The sequence below is a fragment of the Streptomyces sp. NPDC014727 genome, from assembly GCF_043083485.1.
GTDB lineage: Bacteria > Actinomycetota > Actinomycetes > Streptomycetales > Streptomycetaceae > Streptomyces.
In genome coordinates this window covers 357,668-378,821 of sequence record NZ_JBIBYR010000004.1, presented here as the reverse complement: position 1 = coordinate 378,821, position 21,154 = coordinate 357,668, and the positions used below count along the sequence as shown (strand labels likewise).

Sequence of the window (21,154 nt, the reverse complement as noted above, 5' to 3'; positions counted from 1 at the left end):
CGTTCCGAAATACTCACTTTTATGGCGTTCTTGCGGCATCGCAGTCCCGCCCCATGGCTGCGCCCGGAGGCTCTTGCCCGGTAGGCTTTCCGTGTGATCTTCAAGCGCATCGGAAATGGGCGGCCTTATCCCGACCACGGCCGGGAAAGCACCCGGCAGTGGGCGGATGTCGCGCCGCGCCCGGTCCGCCTCGATCAGCTGGTGACCACCAAGGGCAACCTGGACCTCGAAACCCTCCTCGCCGAGGATTCGACGTTCTACGGGGACCTGTTCGCGCACGTCGTGAAGTGGCAGGGCGACCTCTATCTGGAGGACGGACTGCACCGCGCGGTCCGCGCCGCGCTTCAGCAGCGCCAGGTACTGCACGCCCGGGTGCTCGAACTCGGCTGACGGGGCGTCCGTGGCAGGCTCGTCGCACGAACGGCAAGCCCTGCGGGCCCTCTCCGGGTTCGTTCGGGTGCTTTCCCACTCGGACGGGTGCGATCCATTGATCATTTAGTAGGCATCATCACCGGGCCGCACTACGCTGCGCCCATGAGCATGCTCACTCCCCCCGGCATGGGCGGAAAGTACCGCATCACGGGCGACAAGTACCCGCGCATGCGCCGCCCCCGGCGTCGCGGCAAACTGATCCTCGCTGCCATCGCTTCCGTGGTCGCCCTCGGGCTGGCCGGGTGGGGCACGCTGCAGCTCATCGACGTCTTCACGGGCGGCGACCGGCAGGCCAGCGCCGCCGACCACGAGACGGACTGCCCGTCGGCCAAGCCGTCGGCGCCGGCGAAGGCGCTGCCGAAGCCCGCGAAGATCACCGTCAACGTCTACAACGCGACCCCGCGCAGCGGGCTCGCCAAGAAGGCCGCGGACGAGCTCAAGAAGCGCGGCTTCACCATCGGCGAGGTGGGAAACGCCCCGGCCGCGTACGACAAGAAGGTCGCCGGTACGGGGGTGCTGCTGGGCGCTCCGTCGGCCGTGAACGGCTCGTTCCCGGTCCTCGGTACGCAGCTGCAGGGGGCCATTTCGAAGACCGACGCCCGCAGGACCGCGGACGTCGATCTGATTCTGGGTACGAAGTTCAAGGCGTTCAGCACGCCGCAGTCCGCCGCCGCGGCCCTCGCCGCCCTGGCGAAGCCTGCCCCCGCACCGTCCTGCTGACGACGCCGGAACGCGCCCGGCGGCCGTCAGCGCGTCCCGCGCGGCCCCTGGAGCCTGTGCGGCGGGCAGGACCCGGGGTCCTTCGTTCGGACCACGGGATTACGAGGCAGCCCTCAGTCGACGGTGCCGTACATCCGGTCGCCCGCGTCACCGAGGCCCGGGACGATGTAGCCGTTCTCGTTGAGCCGCTCGTCGACCGAGGCGGTCACGACGGTCACCGGCGTACCCGCCAGCTCGCGCTCCATCACCTCGACGCCTTCGGGTGCCGCGAGCAGCACGACCGCGGTGACGTCGTCCGCACCGCGCTTGATCAGTTCCTGAATGGCCGCCACCAGTGTGCCGCCGGTGGCCAGCATCGGGTCCAGGACGTACACCTGGCGGCCCGAGAGGTCCTCCGGCATCCGCGTCGCGTACGTGGACGCCTGGAGCGTCTCCTCGTCGCGGATCATGCCCAGGAAGCCCACCTCGGCGGTCGGCAGCAGCCGCACCATGCCGTCGAGCATGCCGAGACCGGCCCGGAGGATCGGCACGACCAGGGGCCGGGGGTGCGACAGCTTCACCCCGGTCGTCGGTGTGACCGGGGTCTCGATGTCGACCTGTTCGGTGCGCACATCCCGGGTGGCCTCGTAGGCGAGCAGGGTGACCAGCTCGTCGGCGAGCCGCCGGAAGGTAGGGGAGTCGGTGCGCCTGTCGCGCAGGGTGGTGAGTTTGTGCGCGACCAGTGGGTGGTCGACGACGTGGATCCGCATGGGTTCAACAGTAACCGGGCCGCTCGCACCTCTGCGCTGGCATCAACCGCACGTTCGAAGGGAAGGTGGTGGCATACGGACCCAGCCTTGGGGTGATGAGCCGATGCCGGACGGGGAAGAGCACGAGCGGGACCAGCCGGACACGCCGGTCTCGCAGGACGCGAGGGGCCCGCAGGAACCGCAGGAGACCGAAACGGCGCGCCGCAGGCGGCGCGCCCAGTTCCTGCGCGAGCTTCATGAGGCGAAGGCGCTCCGCGACCGGGTCCAGCCGCGCCGGGCCAGGGCGGCCCGGATGCGCCAGGCCATGCGGATGAGGAGCTTCCGCTGGTAGGTCGGACGGCGGTCCCGTGTCCCCCTGGTGGCGGCGTCCGGGAGAACTGATGGCCGACGCAACGGCCGAACTCCTCTCGCAAAGCCCTTGTTTCTGCCACGATTCCGATGGGCGGGACGCAGGGCAGCCGGACCACCGACTGCCCTCCCGTCGGACCGACACCCCTATGACCAGTGGGAGAGTCACGGTGTACTTCGCCGCACTGCTCGCGCGCACCGAAGACGGGTGGGAAGCGAGCGACACGGAACTCGACGATGTGGAGACCCTGTCCGACCTGACGGATCTGGCCCGCGAGGCCTCGGTGGACGAGGACACGGTGCTCGTCTTCATCGAGCAGGAGGACGCCTGGTTCGGCGTCGTCCGGGTGGACGGTGAGGAGGACCCCCGAATTTTCGTCTCGGACGCCACCGCCGCCGCCCGCTCCTCGTACGGGGAGATCCTGCTCACCGACGAACTGCTCGGCCGCGAACCCGAGGCCGACGACACCATTGCCGCCCTCGAAGAGCTCGTCGGCCTCGACGGTACGGAGGACGGCGAGCCGGACATCACCCCCGACAACGACAACGACGATGACGATGACGACGAACTCGACGCCGACGCCGTGCCGGCGGGCCCGATCGGTGACACCGGCATCCTGGCCGACCTCGGGCTCCCCGAGGCCGAGCTGCTGATGCTGCGCACGGACGCGCTGGTGGAGATCGCGGACGCGCTGGGCGCGGCCGAGGTCCTGGAGACCGTCCGTTAAGGTCCGCGGGTGAGCGAACCACCGCACCCGCAAGGACCGCCGGAACCGCACGATCCTGTAAGAGACCCCTGGCGGGCGCACATGCGCCGCGCCCTGGCCGAGGCCGACGTGGCGGCGCGGGCCGGCGATGTGCCGGTCGGCGCCGTCGTTCTCGGCCCGGACGGCGCCCTGCTCGCCACGGGCCACAACGAACGTGAGGCGACCGGCGACCCGACCGCGCACGCCGAGATCCTCGCCCTCCGCCGGGCCGCAGCGGCGCTCGGCCGATGGCGGCTGTCCGGCTGCACCCTGGTGGTCACCCTGGAGCCCTGCACGATGTGCGCGGGCGCACTGGTGCAGTCCCGCGTGGACCGGGTGGTCTACGGGGCGCTCGACGAGAAGGCGGGCGCGGCGGGCTCGCTCTGGGACGTCGTACGCGACCGCCGGCTCAACCACCGTCCCGAGGTGATCCACGGAGTGCTGGAGGACGTCTGCGCCGCCCGGCTGACGGCGTTCTTCCGCGAGCTCTGACATTGGATTTCTGTCCGCGCCCCGGGATGGTCTAAGCTCTCTCTCGGTAGCGTGTCCGAGCGGCCGAAGGAGCTCGCCTCGAAAGCGAGTGTGGGGAAACTCACCGAGGGTTCAAATCCCTCCGCTACCGCTCTTGTGAAGGGCCCGGCGCATCGCGTCGGGCCCTTCGAGTTTTCCGCGTCCGCGGATGCCGGCCGAGCCCCGGGCCCAACTGCGGGCTCCGCGGGTGCGGCTGCGGGCCCCATGGACCCGACGGCGCTCCCGCGGACGTGGCTGTGGCCCCGGGCGTCGACGTCCGTCGTGCCCGGGGCCACGGCCCGAAGCATTGGTCGGGGAAAGCGGCATCGGGGGGACAAGCCGCTTCCCCCGATGAGAACAGGCCGCTCCAGCCCTCGCCGCGGTCAGGGGAAGAAGCTCGCAGCGAGGACCCCACAGTGAGGTCCTGTTCCTCGCCCCGTCGGTTCCTGCCTGGTCCGCGGGGCTCGCCACCCATCCTGCGGCCTCGCGGAAGCCCTGCGGGCGGGCGAAGGACCCCGATCGACAGGTCGTTGGTCCTTAAAGGCGGTGTGAGTGGTCGGATACACCAAAGGGATACGGCCATGCGTGCGGATAGAATCGCCCGACTGCACGGGGATCCAAGGGGAGGCAGGGGCTGATGGTGCAAGCGAAGAAGATAGCTCTCTACGTGGTCGTCGTCTTCGTGCTGTACACGATCATCGCGTCCCCGGAACGGGCGGCAGATCTTGTCCAGATAGGGTTCGAGGGCGTTTCGAGTGCCGCACAGAGCGTCGGCGACTTCATGTCCGCGCTCGTGAAGTAGGAGTAACCCGTGATCCGCCATCTGGTCCTGTTCAAGCTGAACGACGGTGTCGATCGGGACGACCCGCGGGTCGTCGCCGGGGCGAGGGCCTTCCAGGAACTGGAGGGGCAGGTCCCCGAGCTGGAGTTCTGGGAGTGCGCCTGGAACATCACCGACCGGCCGATCGCGTACGACTTCGCCATCAACTCCGCGGTCTTGGACGAGGACGCCCTGAAGCGCTACATCGAGCATCCGGCCCATCAGGCCGCCGCAGCTCAGTGGCGCGAGTTCGCCACCTGGGTGATCGCCGACTATCCGTTCTGATCCGCCCGATCGGCCTGATCCGGCCGGTCACCCGAGCCCCTCACCATTGCAGTGAGGGGCTTTTTTTAGTGTTTAAACCAAGTTGACCCCAACACGACGCTATACGGTGCTTGCACACAGTGGACATGTCTTGTGATGCTATGACCGCTTTTGACGGATGAGTTGACCGAAGTTGACCGCAGAGGGGTGGCGTCACCGTGCCGGCCAGTACAGCGCCTCAAGTGCCTCCCCAGACCGTCCCGGCGGCCCCGGCCGTCCCGGCGGCCCCGGCCGTCCCGGCCGCCGAAGACATCGGGACGGTCCCGGCCGAGACGCCCGACGGCACCACGACGCCCGCCAGGACCAGGGGCGCGGACACCAGGGCGCTCACCCAGGTCCTGTTCGGACAGCTCAAGAACCTGGAGCCGGGAACCCCGGAGCACGGCCGGGTGCGGGCGGCGCTGATCGAGGCGAATCTCCCCCTGGTGCGGTACGCCGCGGCGCGCTTCCGCAGCCGCAACGAGCCGATGGAGGATGTCGTCCAGGTCGGCACGATCGGTCTGATCAACGCCATCGACCGGTTCGACCCGGAACGCGGTGTCCAGTTCCCGACCTTCGCGATGCCCACCGTCGTCGGCGAGATCAAGCGGTACTTCCGGGACAACGTACGGACCGTCCACGTCCCGCGCCGGCTGCACGAGCTCTGGGTCCAGGTCACCGGCGCCACCGAGGACCTGACGACCGCTCACGGCCGCTCGCCCACCACCGCGGAGATCGCCGAACGGCTGAAGATCTCCGAGGACGAGGTACTGGCCTGCATCGAGGCCGGTCGTTCCTACCACGCGACCTCACTGGAGGCCGCCCAGGAGGGCGACGGGCTGCCCGGACTGCTGGACCGCCTCGGCTACGAGGACCCGGCCCTCGCCGGGGTCGAGCACCGCGATCTGGTCCGGCATCTGCTCGTACAACTGCCCGAGCGCGAGCAGCGCATCCTGCTGCTTCGCTACTACAGCAACCTGACGCAGTCGCAGATCAGTGCGGAACTGGGCGTCTCCCAGATGCATGTGTCAAGGCTGCTGGCCCGTAGCTTCGCCCGACTTCGATCCGCAAACAGGATCGAGGCCTAACCGGATCGAGTGCAGCGCCTGAAGTTCGTTCCGGGCGAACGGAATTGCCCCATACCCCCCGTTAACTGCACGGACGCCACCAAGACTTGTCGACATGTCACTACAGCGTGTTGCCGACATGTGACATTCTGCGGGAACCGCGTTTGCCGTGGCCTCGCCTCCGGTATTCAGGTGGAGGCTGCGTTCCTCCGATGGTCGCGGCTCAACGCGACCGTCCGCGACCTCAAGGGGGTGGCATGTCCGCAGAACAGGGCAGCTCGAAGGTGCTCACGCTCACGAAGAGCGCGCCCGCACCCGTTGCGCTCACCAGCTCGCCGGAAGCCATCGACACCCGCACTCTGTCCCGCTCCCTGTTCCTGCGGCTCGCCGCGCTGGGACCCGCACCGGGCCCCGACGGAACGGACAGCCCGGAGCGTGCCTACGTACGGGACACACTCATCGAGCTCAACCTCCCGCTGGTGCGGTACGCCGCGGCGCGCTTCCGCAGCCGCAACGAGCCGATGGAGGACATCGTCCAGGTCGGCACGATCGGCCTGATCAAGGCGATCGACCGGTTCGACTGCGAACGGGGCGTCGAGTTCCCCACGTTCGCGATGCCGACCGTCGTCGGGGAGATCAAGCGCTTCTTCCGCGACACCTCGTGGTCGGTGCGTGTTCCGCGCCGCCTCCAGGAGCTGCGGCTCGCGCTGACCAAGACCAGCGACGAGCTCGCCCAGAAGCTCGACCGCTCGCCGACCGTGCCCGAGCTGGCCAAGGCACTCGGCGTCTCCGAGGAGGACGTGGTCGACGGTCTTGCCGTCGGCAATGCGTACACCGCCTCCTCCCTGGACTCCCCCTCGCCCGAGGACGACGGCGGCGAGGGCTCCCTCGCGGACCGGCTGGGGTACGAGGACTCGGCGCTGGAGGGTGTGGAGTACCGCGAGTCGCTCAAGCCGCTGCTGGCCAAGCTTCCGCCGCGCGAGCGCCAGATCATCATGCTGCGGTTCTTCGCCAACATGACCCAGTCGCAGATCGGCGAGGAGGTCGGTATCTCGCAGATGCACGTCTCGCGCCTGCTGACCCGTACGCTCGCCCAGCTCAGGGAGGGGCTCATCGCCGACTGACCGCCATGGACCACCGCACCGCGACGCCGACGCACATGGGTTCCGATTTGACGGACCGTCAGCCACACTGGCGCGATGCGACGTCAGATGCGCGACTCGACCGGCCGCCGGGGCATCCTGATCGCCGCCTCGGCGGCCGTGCTGTGCCTGGGCGGCGCGCTGGCCGCCTGTGGCGGGACGACCGACGACGGCGGCGGCTATGCGGCGGTCGGCGCGGCGGACTCGGGCCCTCGGAAGGCTCCGACGGGGGCGGTGGCACCGTCGGGGAAGGTATCCCTGGTGCCGCTGGACCGGGACGGCCGAAGCACCGGGGGCGGCGATGGCGCCGGAGGCCGGGCCGGCGGTGGGCCTGCGCCGGGTGCCGCGCCCGGCGGTGACGGCTCCAGCGGTGCGTCCGGCGGTGACGGCACCAGCGGTGCGCCCGGCAGCGACGGCTCCGGGGGCACGACCGGGAGCAATGGCTCCGGACGGGCCGGCGGCGCGGGTGGCGGGTCCGCCCGGCCGTCCGGCACTCCCGGCACGGGCGGCACAGGCGGTACGGGCAGCGGCGACGGCAGTGGCGGTGCGTCGGGATCGGGCGGGCCGGGCAGTGGCCCCACGGACCCCGCGACCCCGTCGGCACCCGGCCCCACCGCACCCGCGGGGCCTGCCGTGCTGGTGGTGGGCGCCCCCGAGCGGGCGGCCGCGTCCGAGCGCTGGTGCGAGAAGGTGACCGTCACGTTCCGCAACACCGGAGGATCATCGGCGGACGCGGGGACCGTCACCTTCGCCACGCACATCATCGGCGGGCTGGGAATCGACTGGGCGACCGTCGAGTCGTCGGCGCCGCTGCCCGCGCCGATCGACGCGGGGGCGGCACGGACGAAGACGTACACCGTCTGCGTGGACGCCTGGCGGGTGCCCCTGGGCATGCATGTCGAGACCAGGGACGTCACCGCCGTATTGAAGTGACGGGTGGAAGCGGAAGGTGGAGGAGAAGCCGGTGCGCCGGGTCAGCCGAGCGCGAGCCAGGCGACCGCCGCGAGGACGACTATCACCGCGACGACGGTGACGATCGTCCCGGTCTTCGGTCCGGACGAGGCGGCCGGCTGCTGCCGACGCTGCGGCTCGCCCTCGTCGACGAAGGCGCGGAACATCTGGGTGCTGCCGGCCGGGTCGTGGTTGCCCTCGGGGCCCTGCGGGGCATGGGGGTTGTGTGCCATGGGCCAGGACCCTAGCGAACTCGGAGTGGGGGCCCAACCCCCGGGTCACTGAAGGGTACGGACCGAAGCCCACGGTCGGCGAAGGAGGGGTGGCTGCCCCGCACCCGTACACACGGAAGCCCCGCACCCGGATATACGGAACGGGCAGCCCGCGGCCGCGGGGAGCGGGCGCGGGGAGCGGGCGCCCGGAAGCGGCGGGCAGGCCACCCGGCGCGCAGCCCACATCGGACACCCGATCGCCCCGCCTGTGGCGCGAACCACACCTGTCCCGCCGCGCGCCCCACACGCTGGGCCTTTTGACTCGGGCCCTACACAGCCTTTTGCGTTCCTTTACTTATGCAAGGCCTTCTTCGTTTGCCTGCAGCAACCAACAAATCTATGGTTGCCCTAAGCAACAAGATGACCGGTGAGATGTCTGGGGGTCCCGTGGCCGCACGGAGTCAGTACGAAGAACTGGCCCGGCAGCTCAGCGCCGTCGGGGCCGTCAAGCGAGGTCTCGCCCGCATCCTGCCCGCCGAATGTCCTGCCGGCTCCGCCGCCGTGCTGGCTCTTCTCCATCAGCACGGCGAGATGCGGATCAGCAGACTGGCCGAACTATTGGACGTCGACCTGTCGGTGACCAGCCGTCATGTGGCCCATGTGGCGGAGCACGGCTGGATCGAGCGGTCCTCGGACCCGGCCGACAAGCGGTCCCGCATCCTGCGGCTGACCCCCGCCGGGGACGACGTGCTCAGTGATCTGAACCGTCGGACCACCGAAATGTTCGCCCACAACCTCTCCCACTGGTCCGACGACGAGGTCGGACAGCTCAGCACGCTGTTGGCCCGGCTGCGCGACAGCTTCGCCTGTCGCGGCCCCGGAGGATGTGCCCCCGGAAAGCACAGCGGCGACTGCCGCCCCCGGCACGCCGACAGCGACAACGACTCGCACACCCGTACACCTGTGTAACAGAAGCAAAGACAAGGAACTCAATGGCTACGACCACACCGACCGGTGTGCGGGGCGGCCACGCCAAGCACGGGGGATCAGCGGATTCCCCGTCCGGCGCGCCGATGACACACCGGCAGATCATGGAAGCACTGACCGGGCTGCTGCTCGGCATGTTTGTCGCGATCCTGTCGTCGACGGTCGTCTCCAACGCCCTGCCGGAGATCATCTCCGACCTCGGCGGCGGCCAGAGCGCCTACACCTGGGTCGTCACGGCCTCGCTGCTGGCGATGACCGCGACGACCCCCCTGTGGGGCAAGCTCTCCGACCTGTTCAGCAAGAAGCTGCTGGTCCAGATAGCCCTCATCATCTACGTCGCGGGCTCGGTCGTCGCCGGTATGTCGACCAGCAGCGGCATGCTGATCGCCTGCCGTGTCGTCCAGGGCATCGGTGTCGGCGGTCTCTCCGCCCTCGCGCAGATCGTGATGGCGGCGATGATCGCCCCGCGTGAGCGCGGTCGCTACAGCGGCTACCTCGGCGCGGTGTTCGCCGTCGCCACCGTCGGCGGTCCGCTGCTCGGCGGTGTCATCACGGACACCAGCTGGATGGGCTGGCGCTGGTGCTTCTACGTCGGTGTGCCGTTCGCGGTCATCGCGCTGATCGTGCTCCAGAAGACCCTGAAGCTCCCGGTCGTCAAGCGTGAGGTCAAGGTCGACTGGGCCGGCGCGTTCTTCATCAGCGCCGCCGTCTCGCTGCTGCTCCTCTGGGTGACCTTCGCGGGCGACAAGTACGACTGGCTGTCCTGGCAGACCGGCGTGATGCTCGCGGGTTCCCTGATCCTCGCGCTGGTCTTCGTCTTCATCGAGTCCCGGGCCAGCGAGCCGATCATCCCGCTGCGCCTCTTCCGCAACCGCACCATCACGCTGGCCTCGCTGGCCTCGCTGTTCGTCGGTATCGCGATGTTCGCGGGCACCGTCTTCTTCAGCCAGTACTTCCAGCTGGCACGCGGCAAGTCGCCGACGATGTCCGGTGTCATGACGATCCCCATGATCGCGGGTCTGTTCGTCTCCTCGACCGTCTCCGGCCAGATCATCACCAAGACGGGCCGCTGGAAGGCCTGGCTGGTCACCGGTGGCTTCCTGGTCACCGCCGGGCTCGGGCTGCTGGGCACCATCCGGTACGACACGGAGTACTGGCACATCGCGGTCTTCATGGCCGTCATGGGCCTCGGCATCGGCATGATGATGCAGAACCTGGTGCTCGCCACGCAGAACCAGGTCGCTCCGGCCGACCTCGGCTCGGCCAGCTCCGTCGTCACCTTCTTCCGTTCCCTCGGTGGTGCGATCGGCGTCTCGGCGCTGGGCGCCGTCATGGCGAACCGCGTCACCCACTACGTCAAGGACGGTCTCGCGGAGCTCGGCCCCAAGGGCGAGGCCATGGGCCACGGTGGCACCGGCGGCGGGGGCATCCCCGACGTGCACGCGCTGCCCGAACCGTTCCGTACGGTCGTGGAGAGTGCCTACGGGCACGGTGTCGGCGATGTCTTCCTGTACGCCGCCCCGGCCGCGCTGATCGCCTTCCTGGTCACGATCTTCATCAAGGAGGTCGCGCTGAAGACGAACGCCGTGAGCGAGGCCCCGGCCACCGCCGAGGTCCCCGCCGAGGTCCCCGCCGAGGAGCCGGTCGCGGCTCCGGCCGCCGCTGTGGCGCACGTCGCCGAGGCGACGTCCGGGGGCACCGCGGTCGACACCCTTCAGGCCCCGGTCGCCACCCTGCAGGGCACGGCCGTGCACGGTGTGGTGCGGGGCGCCGAGGGCGCACCCGTCGCCCGCGCCGCCGTCACGCTGATCTCGCTGGCCGGCCGCCAGCTGGGGCGCTCCGTCGCCCAGGCCGACGGCGGCTACGGCCTGGACGCGCCGGGCTCCGGCAGCTACGTCCTGATCGCGTCCGCCGACGGCTTCCAGCCGCAGGCGTCCACGGTGGTCGTCGGCGACGAGCCGCTCGCGTACGACATCCTGCTCTCCGGTACGAGCGGCCTGGCCGGGACCGTGCGGACCGCCGAGACCGCGGCCCCGGTCGAGGGCGCCATGGTCGTCGTGACCGATGTGCGCGGCGATGTGCTGGCCACCGGCAGGTCCGGTGAGGCGGGCGAGTTCACCTTCGGTGAGCTGGTCCCCGGTTCGGTGACCGTCGCGGTGAACGCCGCCGGCTACCGTCCGCTGGCGCTGCCGGTGGAGATCGGCGGCCAGGGCGTCACCCGGATCGAGGCCGCGCTGCAGTCCGGTGCACTGGTCCAGGGTGTCGTACGGGCCGGAGCCGGCCGTCGGCCGCTGCCGGACGCCCGGGTCACGCTGGTCGACGCGGCGGGCAACGTGGTCGCCACCTCGACGACCGGGGAGGACGGGGCGTACGCCTTCGCCGACCTGGACGCGGGCGAGTACTCGGTCATCGCGACCGGCTACCCGCCGGTGGCCGGCGCGCTGACCGTGGCCGGTCGCGGGGTCGACGGCCACGACATCGAGCTCGCCCACCCCGGCGAGTAACGACCTCGGCCGAGGTCGTGATCACAGACCCCTGGCGGGTCGGCGTTCCGAGCGGAGACGCTGTACCGGCCGGTGGAAATGGGCCCCGGGGGTGGGGACGGCAGGCAGGGGACGGCCTGCCGTCCCCACCCCGGGGCCCGACTCATTGAGTCATTGAGCAAGGAGAGAAAACGGGATGGGACTTCGCGCACAGGTACGGACGCGGGACGGCTGGGCGGTTCAGCACGCGGTCGTGACGGTCACCGACATGACCGGCACGCAGGTGCTGCGGGCCACCGCCGACGAGGACGGGGCGGTGCGGACCGACGCTCCCCTGCAGGCCGGCGCGTACACGGTGATCGTCACGGCGGTCGGGTACGCCCCCGCCGCCTCCACCGCCCTCGTCACGGCGAGCGGGCGGGTCGAGGCCGGCACGGTGGTGCTGGCCCGCCAGGGCGGTGTGGAGCTGCCGCCGCCGGGCGCCTGGTCGCTGGACCCGGCACACTCCTCGGTGGCCGCGGTCGCGCAGCACCTGGGGATCTCCAGCGTGCACGGCCGGTTCACCGAGTTCAGCGGCCGGATCGAGATCGCGGAGGAGGTCCACCGCTCCCGGGTCGACGCCGTCATCGGCGCGGCCAGCATCGACACCGGCAACGGCATGCGGGACAAGCACCTGCGCTCGCCGGACTTCCTGGACTCGGACCGGTTCCCGGAGATCACGTACCGCTCGAACGGACTGACCCCGGCGGGCCCGGACCGCTGGCTGGTCCACGGCGAGCTGACGATGCACGGTGTCGTGCGCCCGGTCGACCTGAACCTGAGCTACCTCGGGACGGGCCCGGACCCGTGGGGCGGGGTGCGTGCGGCGTTCAGCGCCACGGCGGAGCTGCGCCGCGAGGACTTCGCCATGAACTACAACCAGGTGGTGCAGGCCGGCATCTCGGCGATCGGCACGACGCTTCGGGTGGAGCTCGACATCCAGGCCGTGCAGGGTGAGTCCCTGCCGTCGTAGTCTGCGAACATGGCACCGAACATCGCGACGAACACCGCTGTGGAACTCGACGAGTTGCTGGCCTTCGTACGGCCCAGGCACCGGGCGATCCTGCTGACCACCCGGTCCGACGGCCGCCCCCAGGGCTCCCCGCTGACCTGTGGTGTCGACGACTTTGGCCGGATCGTCGTCTCGACCTACCCCGAACGGGCCAAGACCCGCAACGCCAAACGGGACGAGCGGGTCAGCGTGATCGTCCTGTCGGACGAGTGGAACGGACCGTGGGTGCAGATCGACGGCTCGGCCGAGGTGATCGACTCACCGGATTCGGTCGAGCCGCTCGTCGAGTACTTCCGGAACATCTCCGGGGAGCACCCGGACTGGGACGAGTACCGGGCGGCGATGGTGAAGCAGGGCAAGTCGATCATCCGGATCACTCCCGAGCGGTGGGGTCCGATCGCCACCGGCGGCTTCCCCGCCCACCTGGCGTCCGGCAGCTGACGGCTGTTCCCCGACGACTTCCCGCTGTGCCCTCCCGAACGCATGTACGTTCCGGCAGCCGGGCCGACGGTGGACGCCTCCCACTCCGCGGGCATCACCGCGGACGAGGACATCGTCACGGACTTCGCGGCGTGCTGGGGCGCGGTGGCGGAGGGGCGGGCCCCGGCCACCGCGGGGCGCGGGTACTGAGGGGCGAGCGGGGTCTCAGCGGTCCCGCATCGCCTCGATGCCCGCGATCAAGAGGTCCAGGGCGAAGGTGAAGTCCCGCTCGCGCATCTCCTCGACCGTGTCGCCGCCGCGGGCGTCCATCAGGTCCTGCGAGGACTCCACGATCCGGCTGAGCTGCGGCTGGCTCCGGATGGCTCCCAGCGCCTGCCGGAAGAACTCGTCCTGGCTGATCCCCGAATCGACACTGCGCTGCACGAAGTGACCCTCGATGGTGCCGAATCCGTACACGAACTGGAAGACCGCGGAGAGCGCCCCCGTCTGCTGGTGCAGCGGCAGGCCCGTCGCCCGGATCACGTCCTGGATGGCGTACGAGAACAGCATCGAGTGCGGGCCCATGTTGAGGAAGTGCCCGGCGAGCGGCGAGACCCAGACGTGCCGGATCAGCAGGTGCCGGTAGGCCGTCGCCAGTTCGCGCAGTCGGTCGTGCCAGTGCGCGTCCTCCCGAGGGGGCGCGATCTCGCTGTAGACCGAGTCGAGGGCCAGTTCCAGCAGATCGTCCTTGGTGTCCACGTACCAGTAGAGGGACATCGCGGTGACGTCCAGCTCGGCGGCGAGCCGGCGCATGGAGAACTTGGCGAGGCCCTCGGCGTCCAGCAGCCGGACCGACGCCGCGGTGATCTTCTCCCGGTCCAGACCGGCCGGCTGGTCCGATCTGCGGGCGCGCGACGGTGCCCGCTGATCCAGCCACACACTGGTCCTGGCAGGGTTCTTCACACGATCGGCCGCGGACACCATGGCACTCTCCTCGTCTTGCCGGAGGGACGGATCGGACGCGTACGCGCGCGCATGAAGCGGATTCATACGATCCGATACACCCCCCTCGATGCTATGCCGCTGCCTCGGCCCCGGCCGAGGCCGCCCGGGCGGAATCTGCCCGCTCGGCGCGGCGCAGAAGCGCCGCGGCCAGCAGGCCTCCGGCCAGTACCGCCACCGCCCCGACGAGCTGGCTGGTCTCCAGTCCCGAGGCGAAGGCGTCCGTGATCCGTACCCGCTCGCGGGCATCGCCGGCCGAGGCCAGTGCGGCAGGCAGCGAGGCCGCCCCGACGGCCGCCGGCACGAGCGCCGCGAAGCGGGAGTTGAGCACCGCGCCGAGCACGGCGACCCCCAGCCCGTTGCCGAATTCGGCGAGCGTGCCGTTGACTCCGGCGCCCACGCCCGCCTTCTCCGGCGGAATGGCGCTCATGATCGCGTTGGCCATGGCGGGCATGGCGAGTGCGATGCCCGCGCCCATCACGACCAGGCCGAGCAGCATGCCCCCGTAGCCGTTGCCGCCGAGCAGCGCGATCGCCGCGAGTCCGGCGGCCAGCAGGCTCATCCCGGCCGCGATGGTGACCGGCGTACCCAGCTTGGGCACCAGCCTGGCGCCCAGTCCGGTGAGATTGAGCGCGACGACGCTCAGCGCCAGCGGAGCCGTCCGCAGGCCGGCCTCCAGCGGTCCGTACCCGAGGACGAACTGGAGCTGCTGGGTGAGCAGGAACAGCGAGCCGCCCATCCCGAAGGCGACCAGGATCGCGCCCGCGACCGCCCCGATGAACTTCTGGTTCCGGAAGAAGTGCATGTCCAGCATCGGGTACGGGATGTGCAGCTCCCACAGCACGAATCCGGTGAGGACGACGACCCCGGTGAAGGCGGTCAGCAGCACCCGGCCCGACGTCCAGCCGTGCTCCGGGCCGGAGATGATCGCGTACACGACGGACGCCATGCCGATGGTGGAGAGCAGCGCGCCGAACAGGTCGGGGCGGTCGCCACTGGGGTTCCTGGACTCCGGGACGAGCCGGACGACGGCGGCCAGACCGATGACCGCGACGGGAATGTTGATCAGGAAGATCGCGCCCCACCAGAAGTGGTCGAGCATCACTCCGCCGATCAGCGGTCCGACGGCGAAGCCGAGCGAGCTGACGGTCGACCAGATGCCGATCGCCTTGACCCGCTCCGTGTCGTCGAAGATCTGCACGACGACGGCCAGGGTCGTCGTCATCAGCAACGCACCGCCGATGCCCATGCCCGCACGGGCGGCGATCAACTGCGCGGACGACTGGGCCAGTCCGGCCACCAGCGAGCCGATACCGAACAGGGCGAGCCCCGCGACGAGCATCTTCTTGCGGCCGTAGCGGTCGGCGGAACTGCCTGCTGTGAGAAGCAGACCCGACTGGACCAGCGAATAGGCGTTGATCATCCACTGCACATCGGCGGTGGAGGCGTCCAGCTCCCGGGTGAGGGAGGGGATCGCGACATTGAGCACGGTGTTGTCGAGCAGCACGGTGAGCTGGGCGAGGCAGATCACTCCGAGGATCAGCCAGCGCTGCGGGTGGCTCGGCGGCGAGAGGTGCTTCTGCTCGGCGGCGGTCGCCGTCATGCGGACTCCTGATGCCTTATACGGTGTACGAGTACGAGACGTACACCGTATAGCTAGCCCTGTACGGTGTACAGCTCATTTCCGCGCGGTACCGTGCTCGCCGCTGATCCGACAAGGACTGGAGTGGTATGTCACTGCGTCGTCGTACGGTGGAAGTACTCATCGCAGCGGGCCTGTTGGGGACCGCTCTCGCGCCTCCCGCGTCGGCCGCCGGGCAGGAGCACACGGTGCCGCTGCGGGTGGCCACGTACAACATCCATGCGGGCGCCGGCATGGACAATGTCTTCGACCTCGACCGGCAGACCGCCGAACTGCGTTCGCTGGACGCCGATGTGATCGGGCTGCAGGAGGTCGACGCCCACTGGGGCACCCGCAGCGAGTGGCGCGATCTGGCGGGAGAGCTGGCCGAGCGGCTGCACATGCGGGTCTCGTTCGCCCCGATCTACAGCCTCGATCCGGTGACCCCCGGCGCGCCCCGGCGCGAGTTCGGGGTCGCGGTGCTGTCCAGGTACCGGATCGTGAGCGCCGAGAACCATGAGATCACCCGGCTCTCCACCCAGGACCCGAACCCCGTACCGACCCCGGCGCCCGGCTTCGGCGAGGTGGTCCTGCGGGTGCGGGGGCTGCCCGTGCATGTGTATGTGACGCACCTCGACTACCGCGGAGACCCGTCCGTACGGACCGCACAGGTCGCCGACACCCGCCGGATCATGGCCGAGGACAAGGCCCCCGGACGGCAGCGGGTGCGGCAGATCCTGCTCGGTGACTTCAACGCGGCGCCGACCGCACCCGAACTCGCCCCACTGTGGGAGGAACTGACCGACATCGAGCCCGGCGGCCCGACGTACCCGGCCAAGGACCCGGTGCAGCGGATCGACTACGTGGCGGTGTCGAAGGATTCGGTACGGGTGCGCGACGCGGCGGTGGCCGAGACACTCGCCTCGGACCACCGCCCGGTCGTCGCGGATCTGCTGCTGCGCCGTTGAGCAGACCGCCCATGCCGCCGCCTCCCGGGGCACCGCCCTCACCCATGCCACCGGGTGGGGCGCCGGGAGCGGTGCCGGTGCCGGGCATGGCTCCCGGTTGTCCGCCGTTCTGCTGGTTGCCGCCCTGGCCTCCCGCCGGGGGCCGACCCATGCCGCCGCCCTGTGGGCCGCCCTGCTGACCGGCCTGGCCCGGAGGCCGCATTCCGTCGGCCGTTTTGTCACCCATGCCCCCGGGGCGGCCCCGGCCGCCGCCTCCGAGGCCGCCCATGGAACTGGCTCCGGACGGACCGGCCGTGACGATCGATCCCTGATGCCCGGTGTTCAGCGTGGAGAGGGTGTACGCCGTCGGCCCGGCCGGCGACGCGACAAGGCTCACCCCGACCGGGCCAGCGGGTCGTCGCTCTTGGGCGCACCGCCCGGCATCAGTCCCGCCCCGCCACCGGGCGGTTTCCCGGCCCGCATGGCGATGGCGTTCAACTGGTCGTCGAGCTTGCCGTACACGTAGCTGCGGTAGGCGACGGTGGTGACCGAGCCGATGACCGCGGCCACCACGGCGATCAGCGTCACCGCCGAGACGACGAGCCGGGTCCGCAGCGTCCACGGCCCCCGCCGCCGCCCCACGCGCCTGCGCACGGGGCTGTGCACCGGGCTACTCACCGGGCTTGATGAGGTACCCCGCCCCGCGCCGGGTGTGGATCATCGGCGACCGTCCCGCGTCGATCTTCTTGCGCAGGTACGAGATGTACAGCTCGACGACGTTCGCCTGCCCGCCGAAGTCGTAGTTCCACACCCGGTCGAGGATCTGGGCCTTGCTCAGCACCCGCCGCGGATTGCGCATCAGGAAGCGCAGCAGCTCGAACTCGGTCGCGGTGACGTGGATGGACGTCCCGCCCCGGCTCACCTCGTGGCTGTCCTCGTCGAGGACCAGATCGCCGACGACGAGCGTCGACTCGCTGCGCAGGGCCGCCGTACCGGAGCGCCGGATCAGACCGCGCAGCCGCGCCACGACCTCCTCCAGGCTGAACGGCTTGGTGACGTAGTCGTCGCCGCCCGCGGTGAGACCGGCGATCCGGTCCTCCACCGCGTCGCGCGCGGTCAGGAAGAGCACCGGGACCTCGGACAGCTCCCGCCGCAGTCTGCCGAGTACGGCGAACCCGTCCGTGTCGGGCAGCATCACGTCGAGGATCACCACATCGGGCCGGAAGTCCCGGGCCATCCGGACGGCACCGGCACCGTCCCCGGCGCTGCGCACCTCCCAGCCCTCGTAACGCAGGGCCATGGAGAGCAGCTCGGCGAGCGGAGCCTCGTCGTCCACCACCAGCACACGGACGGGACTGCGGTCCGTCCTCAGCAGTTCGGTACGCCCCAGGGGCGAGGTCGTCGTCATGCCTCAACCCTGTGAGGCGCCTCTGAGAGGGCCCTTTCCCGATTCTGTGAATTCCCTGAGAAAAGGCGGCCCGTCAGGAGCGCCCCTTTCGGGACCGGCCTCTTCACAAGTGCCCCTTCACGAGCCCCTTCACGAGCACCTTCGCAAGCGGCCCTTCGCGAGCGGTCAGTCCACGGCGAACAACGCGCTCGCGTTCCCGTGACAGACCGCGCGCAGCCAGTCGTCCCCCAGCTCCAGCCGTTCCAGCGCGTGCAGTTGATGCGCGTACGGATACGGGATGTTCGGGAAGTCCGTCCCCAGCAGGATCCGGTCCCCGAGCGCGGCAAGTTGTCCCCGTTCGGCCACGGGGAACGGGGCGTGGTCCTCCGTGAAGTCCGTGAACGCCATCGTCGTGTCGAGCCGCACCTCCCGGTACGTCTCCGCCAGCGCCAGGAACTCCGCGTACTCCGGCATCCCCATGTGCGCCACGACCAGTCTCAGCCGCGGATGCCGCGCGAGCAGCCGGCCGACGGGTTCGGGCCCCGTGTGCTTGCCGGGCGCGGGCCCGGAGCCGCAGTGCGTCACCACCGGGATCCCGGCCTCCGCGAGCAGCCCCCACACCGGGTCCAGCAGCGGGTCGTTGGGGTCGTAAGCGCCGACCTGCACGTGCGACTTGAAGACCCGCGCCCCGGCCTCCACGGCCTCGCGCACATACCGCTCCACGCCGTCCTCGGGGAAGAAGGTCGCGGTGTGCAGACAGTCCGGCACCCGGCGTGCGAAGTCGGCCGCCCAGCCGTTCAGCCAGGCCGCCATCCCGGCCTTGTGCGGGTAGAGCATCGAGGTGAACCGGAGCACGCCGAACGACCGCAGCAGCGCGAGGCGTTCGTCCTCGTCGTGCCGGTACTCGATCGGCCATTGCATCCCGGTCAGCGGCCCGGCGGAGTCGAAGTACGCCCAGACCTTGCGCAGCACCCTCTCCGGCATGAAGTGCGTATGGACGTCGATGATCCCGGGCAGCCCCAGCCGTTCCCGGAACCGCGCGACGTCGTCGGTGTCACCACTCACTCCGCACCCCTTTCACCGTCCGCCCCCGACGATCTCAGAACAGCCCGCCCTGCACTCCACCGCCCCCGATGTCGGCCACCGGCACATCCACCCCGGCCCCCGCATCGGCGCCCGCCAGCTCCCACCCGGTCATCAGCCGGGTGTCCAGCACCACGGCCCCGTGCGTCACCGTCTCCAGATGCAGATCGGGCCCGGCCGCCGCCACCAGCCGTCCCCCGACCACACCACCGTCCACCAACTCGGTGACCGCCCACGCCACCTCGACCGCACCCTCCAGCCCGAAGACCCCGGCATGATCGACCGCCTCGAACGGCAACCGCTCCAGCGACTCCGGCCACCCGGCTCCCTCCAACGCCACGGCCCGCCCGTAGAGCTCCGCCACCTCGGCACGCCGCTCCGCCGCCCCCGGCAGCACCGCGCGCACGGCCCGCTTCCCGGCGTACGGAATCCGGTCCGGCACCCCGAGCGCCGACCGCAGCAGCTCCTCGGTCCGCCGCGCCGCCATCAACGGCCCCCGCCCCAGCCAGCTGAACACCACGGCCCCCTGCTCCCGCAGCCGCGCCGCCTCCCGCTCCTCCGCGGTGATCCCGACCTTCACCATCCCCGGCCCGAACCAGGCGAGATACACGCGGTACGTCCGGGGGTCGTCCGCGATCGTGTCGGCGGCCACCGAGTGCGCCCGGTCCAGCCGCGCACACTCCGGGCACCGGGCCCCGGTGCTCCGCCCCGGCACCACGGCCCCCACCGGACACGCGTTCCCCCGCGCCCCGACACAGCCCCGCCGCCCCACGGCCCGGAACCCGAGCTCCGTCCCATAGGCCGGCGCGCTCACCCGTACTGCCCCGCTCCGCCGCCACCCGAGCACGGGCAGCCCCCGCGCGTCCGGCCACCGAAGCCCGGTGCACTGCCAGCCCATGTGTGAACTCCCGGATTCCGATTCGGTCGGAGGAATGCCAAGAGGCCCCCGGATTCTTCCGGGGGCCTCTTGCTGCTGTGCACTCGGCAGGATTCGAACCTGCAACCTTCTGATCCGTAGTCAGATGCTCTATCCGTTAAGCTACGAGTGCTTGTGCGTTCCGGGCTTTTCTGCCTGGTCGGCGTTGCGGGAACAACATTACATGACCTGCGCCGTAGCGCGAAATCCTTTAGCCACACCACCTCTGACCTGCGAAAACGACGTGTCAGAACCCATCGCGGGCGAGGGCCGGACCGAGCGCCCGAACGGGCCGCGCGTCATCCCGGGGCCGTATCCGGACCGATCGGGTCCGGATACGGCCGAAGCCCCGTGCCGGTGGCACGGGGCTTCGGTGGGAAAGCGGAGGCGGAGGGATTTGAACCCTCGATGGGCTTTAAGACCCAAACCGCATTAGCAGTGCGGCGCCATAGACCGGACTAGGCGACGCCTCCAGCACACCCCGCGCGAGCGCGAGTGGTGCGTGCAGATGATGACACAGTTGAGTGTCGTGCCACCAATCGCGACCTACGGTACTAGGCAGGCGGGCGCGAGGGCAAAGCACCCGCGGTTGCGCAACGCCGTGGCGTTCGGAGCGTTAGTGATGACGGAGGCGCCGTCCTCCGCCATTCCTTCGTTCCACCGGCTGTCCCGTCCCTCCCGTCGAAGTGCACGAGCACAGGAGCCCGCATGCTGCGCCGCCTCGCCCTCACCGCCGTCGTCTCCCTTGCCGCGCTGTCCGCCGCCGCGCCGGCCGCGACCGCGTCCGCCACCCCTCTTCCTCTGCCGCTGCCGGTGCCGCTGCTGCACGGGGACGACGGCCGCACCCGGCTGACGGTGACGGTCTCGAACACGGGGGACCGCGCTTCCGAGGGGGTCTTCGAGCTGGAGTGCGGGCCCGCGGGCGGCAGTCACCCGGCTGCGCGGCAGGCCTGCGACCGGCTGGACGAGCTGGCGGGCGAGGGTGCGGACCCGTTCGCCCCGGTCCCCGGGGACGCGATGTGCACCCTGCAGTCCGGTGGGCCCGCGACCGCCCGGATCACCGGGAGCTGGCAGGGAAGGGACATCGACACGGTCTTCGACCGGACCAACGGCTGTGCGATCGGGCGCTGGAACGGTCTGCGGCCGGTGCTCCCCAACGTCCGATGAGCGGGGGCCGCATCCCTTCCCCGGTGATCCCGAACGGCACGTGACGGGCTGGAGTCGTACACCGTATGCACAGAACCTTGGTGAGAGCTC

General features: G+C 70.4%; 24 protein-coding genes, 3 tRNA genes and 1 pseudogene. 18 read left to right on the top strand and 10 right to left on the bottom strand.

Annotation, left to right across the window (positions count from 1 at the left end; translation table 11 throughout):
- The first annotated feature begins 93 nt into the window (after positions 1-93).
- Both ACF1B9_RS10200 and ACF1B9_RS10195 read left to right on the top strand, forming a co-directional pair.
- Positions 94-390: a type II toxin-antitoxin system VapB family antitoxin gene (locus tag ACF1B9_RS10200; protein ID WP_072488263.1), complete on the top strand. Its 297-nt coding sequence runs from the start codon at positions 94-96 to the stop codon at positions 388-390.
- Between the two features lie 168 nt (positions 391-558).
- Positions 559-1,152 (top strand): LytR C-terminal domain-containing protein, encoded by a 594-nt coding sequence (locus ACF1B9_RS10195; RefSeq protein ID WP_391741505.1) that lies wholly within the window; start codon positions 559-561, stop codon positions 1,150-1,152.
- Positions 1,153-1,265: 113 nt separating this feature from the next.
- Here the strand turns inward: ACF1B9_RS10195 and upp are convergent, their stop codons facing one another.
- A complete protein-coding gene (upp, locus tag ACF1B9_RS10190) occupies positions 1,266-1,901 on the bottom strand; it encodes a uracil phosphoribosyltransferase (protein WP_093900065.1) in 636 nt (211 codons plus the stop codon).
- 103 nt (positions 1,902-2,004) lie between these two features.
- On the opposite strand from upp, the gene ACF1B9_RS10185 reads away from it, so the two are divergent.
- The 9 genes from ACF1B9_RS10185 (at position 2,005) to ACF1B9_RS10145 (ending at position 7,770) form a co-directional block, all read left to right on the top strand.
- The gene (locus tag ACF1B9_RS10185; RefSeq protein ID WP_391741119.1) at positions 2,005-2,232 is read left to right on the top strand and encodes a hypothetical protein; all 228 of its coding nucleotides are present in this window, start codon (positions 2,005-2,007) and stop codon (positions 2,230-2,232) included.
- A 187-nt stretch (positions 2,233-2,419) separates the two neighbouring features.
- Positions 2,420-2,977, top strand: a complete 558-nt coding sequence (locus ACF1B9_RS10180) for a hypothetical protein (RefSeq protein ID WP_391741506.1) — start codon at positions 2,420-2,422, stop codon at positions 2,975-2,977.
- Positions 2,978-3,058: 81 nt separating this feature from the next.
- Complete coding sequence (gene tadA / locus ACF1B9_RS10175) at positions 3,059-3,487, top strand: tRNA adenosine(34) deaminase TadA (protein WP_361455427.1); 429 nt, start codon at positions 3,059-3,061, stop codon at positions 3,485-3,487.
- Positions 3,488-3,532: 45 nt separating this feature from the next.
- Positions 3,533-3,617 (top strand) — tRNA-Ser (locus ACF1B9_RS10170).
- A 525-nt stretch (positions 3,618-4,142) separates the two neighbouring features.
- Positions 4,143-4,307: a hypothetical protein gene (locus ACF1B9_RS10165; RefSeq protein WP_391741120.1), complete on the top strand. Its 165-nt coding sequence runs from the start codon at positions 4,143-4,145 to the stop codon at positions 4,305-4,307.
- Positions 4,308-4,316: 9 nt separating this feature from the next.
- Positions 4,317-4,610 carry a Dabb family protein gene (locus ACF1B9_RS10160; protein ID WP_391741121.1) on the top strand — a complete coding sequence of 98 codons (294 nt, stop codon included), beginning with the start codon at positions 4,317-4,319 and terminating at the stop codon, positions 4,608-4,610.
- 221 nt (positions 4,611-4,831) lie between these two features.
- Positions 4,832-5,716 (top strand): RNA polymerase sigma factor SigF, encoded by an 885-nt coding sequence (locus ACF1B9_RS10155; RefSeq protein ID WP_391741122.1) that lies wholly within the window; start codon positions 4,832-4,834, stop codon positions 5,714-5,716.
- A gap of 236 nt (positions 5,717-5,952) precedes the next feature.
- Positions 5,953-6,819, top strand: coding sequence for an RNA polymerase sigma factor SigF (locus ACF1B9_RS10150; RefSeq protein WP_351081700.1), 867 nt, complete (start codon positions 5,953-5,955; stop codon positions 6,817-6,819).
- 75 nt (positions 6,820-6,894) lie between these two features.
- Positions 6,895-7,770 (top strand): hypothetical protein, encoded by an 876-nt coding sequence (locus ACF1B9_RS10145; protein ID WP_391741124.1) that lies wholly within the window; start codon positions 6,895-6,897, stop codon positions 7,768-7,770.
- A gap of 41 nt (positions 7,771-7,811) precedes the next feature.
- Here the strand turns inward: ACF1B9_RS10145 and ACF1B9_RS10140 are convergent, their stop codons facing one another.
- Positions 7,812-8,021, bottom strand: a complete 210-nt coding sequence (locus ACF1B9_RS10140) for a hypothetical protein (RefSeq protein ID WP_391741125.1) — start codon at positions 8,019-8,021, stop codon at positions 7,812-7,814.
- Positions 8,022-8,447: 426 nt separating this feature from the next.
- Here ACF1B9_RS10140 and ACF1B9_RS10135 point away from each other — a divergent pair, with 426 nt between their 5' ends.
- The 5 genes from ACF1B9_RS10135 (at position 8,448) to ACF1B9_RS10115 (ending at position 13,151) form a co-directional block, all read left to right on the top strand.
- Positions 8,448-8,969 carry a MarR family winged helix-turn-helix transcriptional regulator gene (locus tag ACF1B9_RS10135; RefSeq protein WP_391741126.1) on the top strand — a complete coding sequence of 174 codons (522 nt, stop codon included), beginning with the start codon at positions 8,448-8,450 and terminating at the stop codon, positions 8,967-8,969.
- 23 nt (positions 8,970-8,992) lie between these two features.
- Positions 8,993-11,491 carry an MFS transporter gene (locus ACF1B9_RS10130; protein WP_391741127.1) on the top strand — a complete coding sequence of 833 codons (2,499 nt, stop codon included), beginning with the start codon at positions 8,993-8,995 and terminating at the stop codon, positions 11,489-11,491.
- A gap of 175 nt (positions 11,492-11,666) precedes the next feature.
- Positions 11,667-12,482, top strand: a complete 816-nt coding sequence (locus tag ACF1B9_RS10125; protein WP_391741128.1) for a YceI family protein — start codon at positions 11,667-11,669, stop codon at positions 12,480-12,482.
- A 9-nt stretch (positions 12,483-12,491) separates the two neighbouring features.
- Positions 12,492-12,962: a PPOX class F420-dependent oxidoreductase gene (locus ACF1B9_RS10120; RefSeq protein WP_391741129.1), complete on the top strand. Its 471-nt coding sequence runs from the start codon at positions 12,492-12,494 to the stop codon at positions 12,960-12,962.
- Between the two features lie 42 nt (positions 12,963-13,004).
- Entirely contained in the window at positions 13,005-13,151 is a 147-nt protein-coding gene (locus ACF1B9_RS10115; RefSeq protein WP_391741131.1) for a hypothetical protein, read from the top strand.
- A 15-nt stretch (positions 13,152-13,166) separates the two neighbouring features.
- Here the strand turns inward: ACF1B9_RS10115 and ACF1B9_RS10110 are convergent, their stop codons facing one another.
- Together ACF1B9_RS10110 and ACF1B9_RS10105 are read right to left on the bottom strand one after the other, a co-directional pair.
- Positions 13,167-13,925, bottom strand: coding sequence for a TetR/AcrR family transcriptional regulator (locus ACF1B9_RS10110; RefSeq protein WP_391741133.1), 759 nt, complete (start codon positions 13,923-13,925; stop codon positions 13,167-13,169).
- 91 nt (positions 13,926-14,016) lie between these two features.
- Complete coding sequence (locus ACF1B9_RS10105; protein WP_391741134.1) at positions 14,017-15,546, bottom strand: MFS transporter; 1,530 nt, start codon at positions 15,544-15,546, stop codon at positions 14,017-14,019.
- A gap of 128 nt (positions 15,547-15,674) precedes the next feature.
- Here ACF1B9_RS10105 and ACF1B9_RS10100 point away from each other — a divergent pair, with 128 nt between their 5' ends.
- On the top strand, positions 15,675-16,532 hold the full coding sequence (locus ACF1B9_RS10100) for an endonuclease/exonuclease/phosphatase family protein (protein WP_391741136.1): 858 nt from the start codon (positions 15,675-15,677) through the stop codon (positions 16,530-16,532).
- Between the two features lie 438 nt (positions 16,533-16,970).
- Here ACF1B9_RS10100 and ACF1B9_RS10095 read toward each other — a convergent pair.
- The 6 genes and pseudogenes from ACF1B9_RS10095 to ACF1B9_RS10070 form a co-directional block, all read right to left on the bottom strand.
- Positions 16,971-17,153, bottom strand: a pseudogene (locus ACF1B9_RS10095) (two-component sensor histidine kinase); the annotation flags it as partial.
- Positions 17,154-17,181: 28 nt separating this feature from the next.
- On the bottom strand, positions 17,182-17,919 hold the full coding sequence (locus ACF1B9_RS10090) for a response regulator transcription factor (protein WP_391741137.1): 738 nt from the start codon (positions 17,917-17,919) through the stop codon (positions 17,182-17,184).
- Positions 17,920-18,084: 165 nt separating this feature from the next.
- A complete protein-coding gene (locus tag ACF1B9_RS10085) occupies positions 18,085-18,963 on the bottom strand; it encodes an amidohydrolase family protein (RefSeq protein ID WP_391741139.1) in 879 nt (292 codons plus the stop codon).
- A 34-nt stretch (positions 18,964-18,997) separates the two neighbouring features.
- Positions 18,998-19,879, bottom strand: a complete 882-nt coding sequence (locus tag ACF1B9_RS10080; protein WP_391741140.1) for a DUF2797 domain-containing protein — start codon at positions 19,877-19,879, stop codon at positions 18,998-19,000.
- 78 nt (positions 19,880-19,957) lie between these two features.
- A tRNA-Arg gene (locus ACF1B9_RS10075) sits at positions 19,958-20,030 on the bottom strand.
- A gap of 249 nt (positions 20,031-20,279) precedes the next feature.
- Positions 20,280-20,370: transfer RNA gene (locus ACF1B9_RS10070), tRNA-Ser, on the bottom strand.
- A 235-nt stretch (positions 20,371-20,605) separates the two neighbouring features.
- Here ACF1B9_RS10070 and ACF1B9_RS10065 point away from each other — a divergent pair.
- A complete protein-coding gene (locus ACF1B9_RS10065) occupies positions 20,606-21,064 on the top strand; it encodes an SSI family serine proteinase inhibitor (RefSeq protein ID WP_391741142.1) in 459 nt (152 codons plus the stop codon).
- The last annotated feature ends 90 nt before the right edge of the window (positions 21,065-21,154 follow it).

Coding starts and splice junctions, on each gene's coding strand:
- ACF1B9_RS10105 (WP_391741134.1), bottom strand. CDS start 15,546: ATGACGGCGACCGCCGCCGAGCAGAAGCACCTCTCGCCGCCGAGCCAC.
- upp (WP_093900065.1), bottom strand. CDS start 1,901: ATGCGGATCCACGTCGTCGACCACCCACTGGTCGCGCACAAACTCACC.
- tadA (WP_361455427.1), top strand. CDS start 3,059: ATGCGCCGCGCCCTGGCCGAGGCCGACGTGGCGGCGCGGGCCGGCGAT.
- ACF1B9_RS10145 (WP_391741124.1), top strand. CDS start 6,895: ATGCGACGTCAGATGCGCGACTCGACCGGCCGCCGGGGCATCCTGATC.
- ACF1B9_RS10125 (WP_391741128.1), top strand. CDS start 11,667: ATGGGACTTCGCGCACAGGTACGGACGCGGGACGGCTGGGCGGTTCAG.
- ACF1B9_RS10115 (WP_391741131.1), top strand. CDS start 13,005: ATGTACGTTCCGGCAGCCGGGCCGACGGTGGACGCCTCCCACTCCGCG.
- ACF1B9_RS10185 (WP_391741119.1), top strand. CDS start 2,005: ATGCCGGACGGGGAAGAGCACGAGCGGGACCAGCCGGACACGCCGGTC.
- ACF1B9_RS10140 (WP_391741125.1), bottom strand. CDS start 8,021: ATGGCACACAACCCCCATGCCCCGCAGGGCCCCGAGGGCAACCACGAC.
- ACF1B9_RS10165 (WP_391741120.1), top strand. CDS start 4,143: ATGGTGCAAGCGAAGAAGATAGCTCTCTACGTGGTCGTCGTCTTCGTG.
- ACF1B9_RS10130 (WP_391741127.1), top strand. CDS start 8,993: ATGGCTACGACCACACCGACCGGTGTGCGGGGCGGCCACGCCAAGCAC.
- ACF1B9_RS10065 (WP_391741142.1), top strand. CDS start 20,606: ATGCTGCGCCGCCTCGCCCTCACCGCCGTCGTCTCCCTTGCCGCGCTG.
- ACF1B9_RS10150 (WP_351081700.1), top strand. CDS start 5,953: ATGTCCGCAGAACAGGGCAGCTCGAAGGTGCTCACGCTCACGAAGAGC.
- ACF1B9_RS10090 (WP_391741137.1), bottom strand. CDS start 17,919: ATGACGACGACCTCGCCCCTGGGGCGTACCGAACTGCTGAGGACGGAC.
- ACF1B9_RS10110 (WP_391741133.1), bottom strand. CDS start 13,925: ATGGTGTCCGCGGCCGATCGTGTGAAGAACCCTGCCAGGACCAGTGTG.
- ACF1B9_RS10080 (WP_391741140.1), bottom strand. CDS start 19,879: ATGGGCTGGCAGTGCACCGGGCTTCGGTGGCCGGACGCGCGGGGGCTG.
- ACF1B9_RS10120 (WP_391741129.1), top strand. CDS start 12,492: ATGGCACCGAACATCGCGACGAACACCGCTGTGGAACTCGACGAGTTG.
- ACF1B9_RS10100 (WP_391741136.1), top strand. CDS start 15,675: ATGTCACTGCGTCGTCGTACGGTGGAAGTACTCATCGCAGCGGGCCTG.
- ACF1B9_RS10195 (WP_391741505.1), top strand. CDS start 559: ATGGGCGGAAAGTACCGCATCACGGGCGACAAGTACCCGCGCATGCGC.